The sequence below is a fragment of the Glycomyces rhizosphaerae genome (genome assembly GCF_042647865.1).
Classification (GTDB): Bacteria; Actinomycetota; Actinomycetes; order Mycobacteriales; family Micromonosporaceae; genus Glycomyces; species Glycomyces rhizosphaerae.
In genome coordinates, this window is sequence record NZ_JBHRWO010000002.1 from 84,973 (window position 1) to 94,533 (window position 9,561).

The 9,561-nt window shown below is 68.2% G+C and carries 11 protein-coding genes; 6 read left to right on the forward strand and 5 right to left on the reverse strand.

Annotated features, from left to right (window positions below; translation table 11 throughout):
- Positions 1 to 13: 13 nt before the first annotated feature.
- Both hisG and ACFO8M_RS00600 read right to left on the reverse strand, forming a co-directional pair.
- Positions 14 to 859, reverse strand: coding sequence for an ATP phosphoribosyltransferase (gene hisG, locus ACFO8M_RS00595; protein ID WP_387969066.1), 846 nt, complete (start codon positions 857 to 859; stop codon positions 14 to 16).
- Positions 860 to 877: 18 nt separating this feature from the next.
- Positions 878 to 1,141, reverse strand: coding sequence for a phosphoribosyl-ATP diphosphatase (locus ACFO8M_RS00600; RefSeq protein WP_270109719.1), 264 nt, complete (start codon positions 1,139 to 1,141; stop codon positions 878 to 880).
- A gap of 195 nt (positions 1,142 to 1,336) precedes the next feature.
- Here ACFO8M_RS00600 and ACFO8M_RS00605 point away from each other — a divergent pair, with 195 nt between their 5' ends.
- Both ACFO8M_RS00605 and ACFO8M_RS00610 read left to right on the forward strand, forming a co-directional pair.
- Positions 1,337 to 2,065, forward strand: coding sequence for a GH12 family glycosyl hydrolase domain-containing protein (locus tag ACFO8M_RS00605; protein ID WP_387969070.1), 729 nt, complete (start codon positions 1,337 to 1,339; stop codon positions 2,063 to 2,065).
- Positions 2,066 to 2,271: 206 nt separating this feature from the next.
- The gene (locus ACFO8M_RS00610; RefSeq protein WP_387969073.1) at positions 2,272 to 2,979 is read left to right on the forward strand and encodes a GH12 family glycosyl hydrolase domain-containing protein; all 708 of its coding nucleotides are present in this window, start codon (positions 2,272 to 2,274) and stop codon (positions 2,977 to 2,979) included.
- Positions 2,980 to 3,110: 131 nt separating this feature from the next.
- Here ACFO8M_RS00610 and ACFO8M_RS00615 read toward each other — a convergent pair whose 3' ends face one another.
- Both ACFO8M_RS00615 and ACFO8M_RS00620 read right to left on the reverse strand, forming a co-directional pair.
- The gene (locus tag ACFO8M_RS00615) at positions 3,111 to 4,781 is read right to left on the reverse strand and encodes a glycoside hydrolase family 2 protein (protein ID WP_387969075.1); all 1,671 of its coding nucleotides are present in this window, start codon (positions 4,779 to 4,781) and stop codon (positions 3,111 to 3,113) included.
- A gap of 77 nt (positions 4,782 to 4,858) precedes the next feature.
- On the reverse strand, positions 4,859 to 5,611 hold the full coding sequence (locus ACFO8M_RS00620; RefSeq protein ID WP_387969077.1) for a TetR/AcrR family transcriptional regulator: 753 nt from the start codon (positions 5,609 to 5,611) through the stop codon (positions 4,859 to 4,861).
- Positions 5,612 to 5,719: 108 nt separating this feature from the next.
- Here ACFO8M_RS00620 and ACFO8M_RS00625 point away from each other — a divergent pair, with 108 nt between their 5' ends.
- On the forward strand, positions 5,720 to 6,631 hold the full coding sequence (locus ACFO8M_RS00625; protein ID WP_387969080.1) for an NmrA family NAD(P)-binding protein: 912 nt from the start codon (positions 5,720 to 5,722) through the stop codon (positions 6,629 to 6,631).
- Here the strand turns inward: ACFO8M_RS00625 and ACFO8M_RS00630 are convergent.
- The gene (locus tag ACFO8M_RS00630; RefSeq protein ID WP_387969083.1) at positions 6,628 to 7,065 is read right to left on the reverse strand and encodes an SgcJ/EcaC family oxidoreductase; all 438 of its coding nucleotides are present in this window, start codon (positions 7,063 to 7,065) and stop codon (positions 6,628 to 6,630) included. The two genes, ACFO8M_RS00625 and ACFO8M_RS00630, sit on opposite strands and share 4 nt — an antisense overlap.
- Positions 7,066 to 7,160: 95 nt before the next feature.
- Between ACFO8M_RS00630 and ACFO8M_RS00635 the strand changes: the two genes are divergently transcribed.
- The 3 genes from ACFO8M_RS00635 to ACFO8M_RS00645 form a co-directional block, all read left to right on the forward strand.
- The gene (locus ACFO8M_RS00635; RefSeq protein WP_387969086.1) at positions 7,161 to 7,616 is read left to right on the forward strand and encodes a MarR family winged helix-turn-helix transcriptional regulator; all 456 of its coding nucleotides are present in this window, start codon (positions 7,161 to 7,163) and stop codon (positions 7,614 to 7,616) included.
- A 76-nt stretch (positions 7,617 to 7,692) separates the two neighbouring features.
- Complete coding sequence (locus ACFO8M_RS00640; RefSeq protein ID WP_387969088.1) at positions 7,693 to 9,147, forward strand: glycosyltransferase family 39 protein; 1,455 nt, start codon at positions 7,693 to 7,695, stop codon at positions 9,145 to 9,147.
- A gap of 68 nt (positions 9,148 to 9,215) precedes the next feature.
- On the forward strand, positions 9,216 to 9,561 hold a 346-nt coding region (locus ACFO8M_RS00645; RefSeq protein ID WP_387969091.1), incomplete at its 3' end, for a helix-turn-helix domain-containing protein.

A 9,561-nucleotide genomic window follows, 5' to 3' on the forward strand; every position in this document is an offset into this window, starting at 1 on the left:
CGGCTGCGGCTGACTAGAGCCGGCAGGCGTCGATGTTCGAGGCGAGGATGCCGCGGGCGCCGATCTCGTAGAGGGCGTCCATGACTCGGTGGAGGTCGGCGCGCTCGGTCATCGACTGGACCGCGACCCAGCCTTCGCGATGCAGCGGGGAGACCGTCGGCGACTCGATGCCGGGCGTCAGTTCGACGGCGGCTTCGAGGAGCTCGGCGCGCACGTCGTAGGCGAGCATCACGTACGAGCGGGCGACGAGGACGCCGCGCAGGCGGCGCAGGAGCTGCTCGACGGCCGCGGGCTGGCCGTTGCCGGTCTTGCGGACCAGGACCGCCTCGGAGTGCATGATCGCGTCGCCGAAGACGGCGAGCCCGGCCTGCTTGAGGGTGGTGCCGGTCTCGACCACGTCGGCGATCGCGTCGGCGACGCCGAGGGCGATGGCGTTCTCGACCGCGCCCGCGAGTTCGACGATCGCGGTGGTGACGCCGTGCCGGTCGAGGTCGCGCTGCACGACGCCCGGGTAGGAGGTCGCGATGCGCTTGCCGTCGAGCCCGGCGATCGAGTCGACGGTGCCCGGGCGGGCCGCGTAGCGGAAGGTGGAGCGGCCGAAGCCGAGCGCGAGGACCTCTTCGACCTGGGCGCCGGAGTTGACGGCGAGGTCGCGGCCGGTGATGCCGAGGTCGAGGTCGCCGGAGGCGACGTAGGTGGCGATGTCGCCGGGGCGCAGGTAGAAGAATTCGACGCCGTTGTCGGCGTCCATGCACTGGAGGTCGCGGCTGGAGCGGCGCTGGCGGTAGCCGGCCTCGGTGAGCATGTCGGTGGCGCCCTGGGAGAGCGCGCCCTTGTTGGGCACGGCGATGCGGAGCATGCGAGCGAGCCTTTCGATCTAGAGGTACCGGTACACGTCGTCGAGGCTGATGCCGCGGGCGACCATCATCACCTGGAGGTGGTAGAGGAGCTGGGAGATCTCCTCGGCCGCGGCCTCGTCCGACTCGTATTCGGCGGCCATCCAGACCTCGGCCGCCTCTTCGACGATCTTCTTGCCGATGGCATGGACGCCGGCGTCGAGCTGGGCGACGGTGCCCGACCCCTCGGGTCGGGTGGCGGCTTTGTCGGCGAGTTCGGCGTAGAGCTGCTCGAAGGTCTTCACGGCCGGAATTCTACGTTGCGGTCCAGGCAGGGGCGACCGAGAACCGCCTGGGCTTACCGCTGGCCGGGACGGTGAGACCCAGGTCGCACCCAACATGAGACTAAATCGGGTCGTGTGATGTAATCCAGTTGTCATCATTCGACCCGTTTTGAGGTCCTATGTGGCATCGAATGGCAACAACGAAAGGCAGGAACGATGCGACGCAGAACGCTCTTCACCGCCGGCGCCGTTACCGCAGTCGCGGGCGTGGCAGCGGTCAGCACCCTCCCGGCATGGGCGCAGACCTCGAATGACGAGGCCGACGCGGCACAGGCCTGGGAGTCCTCCGACCAGTGGGGCAACTGGACCGAGGGCGACTACACGTTCTACAACAACATCTGGGGCTCGGGCGCCGGGTCGCAGACGATCTGGGCGAACGGGCCCGGCGACTGGGGCGTGCGGGCCGACCACCCGAACACCGGCGGGATCAAGTCCTACCCGAACGTGTCTTACACGTTGGGGCGCAACGTCTCCGAGATGGGCCAGGTGACGAGCACCAACGCCGTAACCGTCCCGACCGGCGACGGCCTCGCGTACAACACGGCGTACGACGTGTGGGGCAACGGCCACGAGCACGAGATCATGATCTGGACCAACTGGTACGGACCGGTCGGGCCGATCGGCGGTCAGTCCGACGAGGTCGAGCTCGGCGGCCAGACCTGGGCGTACCACCAGGGCAGCAACGGGGCCAACGCGGTCTACAGCTTCCTGGCGACCTCGCAGAGCACGAACGCCTCGATCGACATCACCGGCCACTGCCAGTGGCTGGTCGCCCAGGGCCACATGCCGGAGGTGCGGATCGACCAGATCCAGTTCGGCTGGGAGATCACCTCCGCCGCGGGCGGGCACGATTTCACGGTGAACGACTACTCGCTCACCGCCTGACGGCGCGAGAGAACGGGGCCGCGGCTTGTGCCGCGGCCCCGTTTTCATGCGTTCGCCTATCGCGCGCAAGGCCGCCCGCCTCCTGCGGTTTTGACAGGACATTACGGGTATGGACTTTAATTGGGTCGCATGATCTAATTAACGTATAGACATTCGTCGAATGAATGTCCTACGACTCCATGACTCTTCAGAAAGGCGTGCCCTCCATGCGACGCAGATCGCTTCTCACCGCCGCGCTGGCCGCTCCCCTCGCCACCGCAGGCGCCGTCGGCGCCCTCCAGTCCCCGGCACAGGCCGCCACGTGGTCCTCCTCCGACAGGTGGGGGACTTGGCAGAACGGGTCCTACACGCTCTACAACAACATCTGGGCCCCCTCCGGCTACGGACCCCAGACGATCTGGGCCAACTCCCCCAGCAACTGGGGCGTGTGGTCGGACCAGCCGAACACCGGCGGCATCAAGTCCTATCCGAACGTCTCGCGCACGCTGGGCCGCCAGGTCTCCAGCATGGGGAACGTCTCCAGCTCCTTCAACGTCACCAACCCCACGGGCTCGGGCCTGGCGTACAACACCACCTACGACGTGTGGGGCAACGGCGACGACCACGAGATCATGATCTGGACGCAGTGGACGTCCAACGTCGGACCGATCGGCGGCTACGTCACCAACGTCAACCTCGGCGGCCGCAACTGGAACTACCACCAGGGCCACAACGGCGGCAACCCCGTCTACAGCTTCATGGCGACGAGCCAGTTCACCAGCGGCACCGTGAACATCACGCCGATCTGCCAGTGGCTGGTGAACCAGGGCCGGATGCCGAACGTGCGCATCGACCAGATCCAGTTCGGCTGGGAGATCACCTCCTCGGCCGGAGGCAGGAACTTCAACGTCAACAGCTACTCGACGCAGTTCTAGTGCGCGACGCGAGCCGCCGGGCCCGGATTCGGGCCCGGCGGCTTTGCCGTTGCAACGCCGTGTCGTCAGCGCTTTCGACGGCTGTGCCTCTACTTCCTGCGACTGTGCCCCTACTTCCTTCGACTGTGCCTCTACTTCCTTCGGAAGTGCCGCTGCACGGCCCGGTAGGCCTGCTTGGGGCGGCGGTACTCGTCGAGGAGGCCCTTGTCGTTCACACCGCGCGGCCGTCGGAGCAGGAAGTCCCGCTGCTCGGTGGTGCGGAAGTCGCCCAGGACCCAGATGCCGAGCCCGGAGATCCGGTCCTGGCCGTCGAGGAGGTGGCCGATCACGGTGTCGAGGAGGTCGGACTGGTAGGACTCGGTCCACAGTGAGCCGAGCTGGTCGACGTGGCCCGGGACGGCTCCGGCGCCGATCTCGGAGATGATGAGCGGCTTGTCGGCGTGGCCGAGGGCGTCCACGTGCGCGGCGATGCGGTCGAGCTCGCCCGGGATGTCGGGGATGTCGCCGAAGTACCAGCCGGGGTAGGTGTTCGCGCTGACGACGTCGACCAGGTCGAAGCATTTGTCGTCGTGGGCGTTGATGGCCGCGTAGGTGACCGGGCGGGTCGAGTCGAGTTCGCGCAGGCGCCCGAGCAGCTTCGCGTAGACCGGTCGGCCTTCCTCGGACCAGCTGGGGCACTCGTTCAGGATGCCCCACAAGATGATCGAAGGGTGGTTCTGCGAGGCGGCGACCATCTCGTCGATGTGCGCCAGCTGCGCTTCGACGAACGCGGGGTCGGTGAGGTGCTCGACGGGGTACTGCCAGCCGATCGACTCGCACCACACGAGGATCCCGGCCTCGTCGCACAGGTCCAGGAACAGCGGGTCGAGCGGGTAGTGACTGCCGCGCACGAAGTTGCAGCCGAGGTCGCGCAGCTGCTGGACGTCGTTGACGAGCAGCGCTTCGGGCTGGGTGTGGCCGAACTGCGGGTGGGCCTCGTGGCGGTTGACGCCCAGGAGGGTCACCGGTTCGCCGTTGACGGTGATGCGGCCGTTCTCGGTGCGCACCTCGCGGAGGCCGAAGCGCTCGCGCAGGTCGTCGCCGCCGAGGCGCACGGTGAGGGTGCTCAGGTTCGGGTCCTCGGGCGACCACGTTGCGGCCCAAGGAATTTCGAGCGTCTTCGTGATGGTGCCGGTGGCCTCGAGGTCGACGGTCTCGGCGAGGAGTGCGCGGCCGTCGCAGTCGATCGTGAGCGCGGACGGGCCGGACTCGTCGACGGTGTAGTCGATCCGGACGTCGATGCGCCGCCCGGTAACCGAGACCGTGTCGATCTTGAGGGCGTCGATGCGCACGGGGTCGAGCCGGTGGAGTTCGACGCTGCGGCTGATGCCTCCGTAGGCGTACCAGTCGAAGTGCTCCATGTGCAGCGGCGAGCGCTCGCCGAAGCGGTTGTCGACGAGCACGACGATCTCGGCTTCGCCCGCCTCAGCTTCGGTCTCGGCCCAGAAGCGGGTGAATCCCCCGGCGTGCTCGCGGATGCGCTCGCCGTTCCAGTAGACCCGGCACCAGTGTTGGACGCCTTCGAAGACGAGGCGCTGGCGGCCGGCCTCGATGCGGACACTGGTGCGGTAGGCGGCGAGGCCGCGCCGCCCCGCGTAGGCGGGGGTGGCGTCGAAGCAGCCGGGTACGGCCATGACGTCGTCGAAGGCGAGCTGGTCGATCACGACGTCGTCGGGGTCGGTCTCGCCCAGGAACGCGAAGTCCCAGATGCCGTCGAGCGAGGCGACGGGTCGCCGCTCATGTGTTGCGAACCTGCGGGCCATGGCGGACTCCTCGGGTGGTCTCGTCGGGTGCGGGACCGATCCTAGGCGAACGGTTGCCAAAGGGGAAGGGCCCGGAGCTAGGCGGTCTTCCGCTTCTCCCGGAACGCCTTCTGGCGGCAGGCCGCAGAGCAGTACTTGGCGGGGCGGCCAGTGGCGGTGTCAGGGAGCGGGTCGCCGCAGACCGGGCAGTTCCGTTTCGTTACGAGCGTTTCGTTACGAGCCTTGATTGGGAGTTGAGTTTCGTTACGTGATTCGGTGTTTCGTTCCGCGCGGAGGCCTTCCCAGAGGATTGCGGAGAGGCGGCGAACCCGCTCGGGCGATTCGAGCGATTGGGCCATGCCGACGCAGCCCGAGAGCAGGGCTCTGACATCCTGGGCGTCCACGTCGGAGCGGACGGCCCCGGCCCGCTGGGCCCGTTCCAGCAGGGTCGACAGCGGCGAGTCGATCACGCAGCGCCCGTTGAGCTTCGAGGGCTCCTGCCAGTCGCCGCGGGCGGCGAGCGCCTCGCAGATCGCGCGGTTGGCCAGGGACTGCCCGGTGAGGAACTCCAGGTAGTCGAAGAAGGCGGTCTCGATGTCGTCTCGGCCCAGCATCTCGGCCCCGTACTCGCCGAGTTGGACGAGCCGCTGGTCGAGCACCGTCGCGAGCAACGCGTCCTTGGTCGGGAAGTGCCGGTAGACGGTGCCCGCGCCGACGCCGGCCGCGGTCGCGATCTCCCCGAGGGAGACCGTGGTCCCGCGCTCGCCGAACAGCCGGTCGGCCGTCTCCAGGACCTTGAGCCGGTTGCGCTGGGCGTCAACGCGTTCGGCGCGCTGGGTCGACTGCTGCACGGAGTCCCCCTCTCGTCAGGTCGCTTAAACGGGTGTAGTGTTCCGTTTCATCAACCGGGTTGCCGCTCCCATATTAGTCGGCGGACCCCGTCATGGAAAGGAACACCCATGTCCCAGTCCGAGAAGACCATCCTCGTCACCGGCGCGACGGGCCGCCAGGGCGGGGCCGTGGCCGCCCGCCTGCTGGCCGACGGCTGGCGGGTCCGGGGCCTCACCCGCGACCCCGGGAGCGCGAAGGCCAAGGCGCTCAAGGATGCCGGAGCGGAAGTCGTGGGAGGCGACCTCGACGACCGCGACTCGCTCGACCGGGCCGTCGAAGGCGCCTTCGGCGTCTTCAGCGTCCACGCCGGGGCCTACGAGGGCGGGCCGTACGGCCACGACCTCGGGCACGAAGAGCGCTCGGCCGCCAAGCTCGGCGCGGCGGCGAAGGCCGCCGGGGCCGTCCACCTCGTGCACTCCTCGTCGATCGGGGTCGGCGGTCCGCTGGAGGAGCACATGGACATGCTCCAGCGCAAGGCCGAGGCCGAGCGCGCGATCCACGCGAGCGGGGTGCCGCACACGATCCTGCGCCCGACCTCGTTCATGGAGAACACGTTCGACTCGTTCCGCGAGCTCCAGAACGGAGCACTGGTGTCACTGCTCAACGCGGACACGTACGAGCCGCACATCGCCGCGGACGACATCGCGGCGTTCGCCGCGATCGCCTTCGCCGACCCCGAGTCGCACGCGGGGAAGGTGTACGAGCTGGCCGGGGACGACCTCACGCAGACCGACAAGGCGGCGCTCATCGGCCGCGTCGTCGGACGCGAGGTGCCGTACGTGGGCATCGACGTCGAGCAGGTCGCCGCGGACAGCCCCTCGACCGCGAAGATGCTGGGGGTCCTCAACGATCACCGCATGAAGGTCGACATCGAGGCGCTTCGCGCGATCCACCCGGGCCTGCTCACCTTGGAGCAGTGGATGACCGGGATCGGCAAGCCGCTTGTGGACGCGTACTTCGCGAAGCTCGACAGGGCCTAACGCCCGGCCGGGACGGTGGCGGGCGCGAACGCGAAGGAGATCTTCTCCATGAGGGCCTTGCGCTTCGTGTTCTGGAAGGCCGCGATCCGCCACTGCCCGTCGGCCTCCCGCACGACGGTGTAGGTCTGGACCTTGGACAGCTTCGAAGGGCGCGAACCGTGCTTGCCGACGTCGCCGCGACTGGTGACGACCGCTGTGTCGGGCCCGAGGAAGCGGATCTCGAGGATGTCGTCGACGAGCACGCTGTCCTTGAGGAACTTGTCGAAGAGTGCCTGGTGGGCGCTGGCGATCTCGTCGCGGCCGCTGTAGACGGTGCCGACGAAGGTGATGTAGGTGGCGTCGGCGGTGAAGTTGGCGCCGTAGGCCTCGCCGTCCCCGGCCTCCCAGGCGGCGGCGGTGGCATTGATGAGGGCGGTGATCTGCTCGGTGCTCATCAGTGGTTCCCTTCTGGTAGTTTGATCCGTGCATCAGTTGCAGAAAATCATTCTCTGCATTCATGCAGATATTAGCTTAAAGAAGGGAACGTGTCATGTCAAGTCCCGACCTGGCGAAGCTCGGCGCCGTCTACCCGCCCTATCTCAACGCGATCGTGCTCCACGGACTCGCCACCGCCCAAGCGGTCGGCATGGGCCCCACCGACCTCTACGCCGTCGGCACGCTCTCCTTCTACGGCCGCATGACCTCGGGCGAGCTCGCCGCCAAGACCGGCCTGACCACGGGCGCGACCACCCGGCTCATCGACCGCCTGGAGGAGCGCGGCCTCGTGCGCCGCGTCCCCGACCCGGCCGACCGGCGCCGCGTCCTGGTCGAGGCCGTCGAAAGCGACGAGCTCGAACTGGACGCCGCGCTCGCGCCCGCCCGCGAAAGACTCGGCAGGGTCTTCGCCGACTGCTCCCCCTCCGAGATCGCCGTCCTCACCGAGCACTTCGAAAAGGCCACCCCCGCGTTCCACGAAGCGATCGAGACGATCCGGGACGCCCCGTGACCTTGCACGGCAACGGGACTTGCGGGATGCTCTGAGGACAGGAGCGACCCCTCGACCCCTCGAAAGGCCCCTGCCGATGCGCCCCCTCTTCCGCCTGCACCCGACCCTCGCGAGCCTCGCGCTCGGCGCCGCCCTCGCGATCCTCAACGGCCGCTATGACTACCACCGCGACGAGCTGTACTTCCGGATGCTCGATCCCGCCTGGGGCTACGTCGATCAGCCGCCGCTCACGCCGCTGCTCGGCAAGGCCGCGATCGCGGTCCTCGGCGACAGCTTGTGGGCCTTCCGGTTCCCTTCGATCCTCTTGATGATCGGGGTCCTGTGGATCGCGGCGCTCCTGACGCGCGAGTTCGGCGGCGGCAAAGCGACGCAGGCACTCTGCGTCTGGGGCCTGGCGTTCGCCGGGGTCGCGCTGGCCTTCGGACACCAGTTGTCGACCAACACGGTCGACCTGGTGGTGTGGACGGCGGCGCTCCTGTTCGCGGTGAAGGCGCTCTTGCGGGACGAACCGAGGTGGTGGCTCGCGGTCGGCGCGGTGGCCGGAATCGGCCTCTACAACAAGCATCTGGTGGTGTTGCTGCTCCTCAGCCTCGGCGTGGCGATCCTCGCCGTCGGACCGCGGAAGACCCTGGCTTCCAAATGGCTGTGGGCCGGAGTCGCGCTGGCGCTCGTGATCGGCTCACCGAACCTGGTGTACCAGGCGCAGCACGGATGGCCGCAGCTGGAAATGGCCGAGGCCATCAACGAGACGGACGGCACGGAGAACCGGATCCTGTTGCTGCCCTTCCAGTTCCTGCTGCTCGGTCTGTTCCTGGTGCCGGTCTGGTTCATCGGGATCAGGGACCTGCTGCGGCGGCCGGAATGGCGACCGGTCAGGGCGCTGGCCGTGGCCTATCCGGTCCTGCTGGTGGTCACCTTGGCGACCGGCGGCCAGTTCTACTACCCGATGGGCCTGCTCATCGCCCTGTACGCGGCCGGATGCGTACCGGTCGCGGCGCGCGCGACCACTTGGAGTCGCCGTCGGATCCTGATCGTCGGCGTGGCCCTCAACAGCGCGATATCTGCCGTGGTCGCGTTGCCGCTCATCCCTGTCGGGGTCGTGGACGGCACGCCGATTCCCGCGATGAACAGCTCGGTGCCCGACGGGGTCGGCTGGCAGACGTACACGGATCAGGTGGAGGCCGTGATCGCGTCGCTGCCCGCCGGGGCCGCCGCGGACACGGCGATCATCACCGCCAATTACGGCGAAGCCGGGGCCCTCGTGCGGTACGGGGCGGATCTGCCGCCGGTCTACAGCGGCCACAACGAACTCCACGAATACGGCCCGCCGCCGGCCGCCACGGCCACGGTCGTCACCGTGGGCCTGGACCTGGAGGGCCTACTCCCCTACTTCGACTCGTGCGAGCAGGCGGCCGAACTGGACAACGGCCTCGGCGTCGACAACGAGGAGCAGGGACAGGTGGTGGCCGTCTGCCGCGGACCGGTCGACGAATGGGACCGGATGTGGCAGGACTTCCAGCATTACAGCTAGTCAAAGGCCCCTGACGAAACCTTGGGTTCTAGGAGTCGTTGCAACACCTTGTTCTACAAGGGATTGCGATGGGTTTCGAGATCCGTGGGGACCGACGCAGGTCGCGGGGTCGCAGGCCCCTGGTCCGTGAGCGGGAGGAATACTTCCGGCTCATGGACCAGGGCCTGAGCAGCACCGAAGCGTGCAAGATCGTCGGCATCAACTACCGGACCGGGAAGCGGTGGCGCAACGGCCGAGCGGCCTCGGGCAAGCACCGGGCCCGACCACCGGTGCGGGCTTCGATCCCGGCGCCGGGTCCTTCTCGGTACTTGCGCGAGGACGACCGGATCGTCATCGCCGACCGCCTGCGTGAAGGCGCCCCGATCCGCGCCATCGCCCGTGAACTGGGCCGTGCCCCTTCGACAATCAGTCGGG

Bases quoted from the DNA above. Each gene is read 5' to 3' on its own strand.
- ACFO8M_RS00610 (WP_387969073.1), top strand. From the start codon at position 2,272: ATGCGACGCAGATCGCTTCTCACCGCCGCGCTGGCCGCTCCCCTCGCC.
- ACFO8M_RS00635 (WP_387969086.1), top strand. From the start codon at position 7,161: ATGTCAAGTCCCGACCTGGCGAAGCTCGGCGCCGTCTACCCGCCCTAT.
- hisG (WP_387969066.1), bottom strand. From the start codon at position 859: ATGCTCCGCATCGCCGTGCCCAACAAGGGCGCGCTCTCCCAGGGCGCC.
- ACFO8M_RS00615 (WP_387969075.1), bottom strand. From the start codon at position 4,781: ATGGCCCGCAGGTTCGCAACACATGAGCGGCGACCCGTCGCCTCGCTC.
- ACFO8M_RS00630 (WP_387969083.1), bottom strand. From the start codon at position 7,065: ATGAGCACCGAGCAGATCACCGCCCTCATCAATGCCACCGCCGCCGCC.
- ACFO8M_RS00625 (WP_387969080.1), top strand. From the start codon at position 5,720: ATGTCCCAGTCCGAGAAGACCATCCTCGTCACCGGCGCGACGGGCCGC.
- ACFO8M_RS00640 (WP_387969088.1), top strand. From the start codon at position 7,693: ATGCGCCCCCTCTTCCGCCTGCACCCGACCCTCGCGAGCCTCGCGCTC.
- ACFO8M_RS00605 (WP_387969070.1), top strand. From the start codon at position 1,337: ATGCGACGCAGAACGCTCTTCACCGCCGGCGCCGTTACCGCAGTCGCG.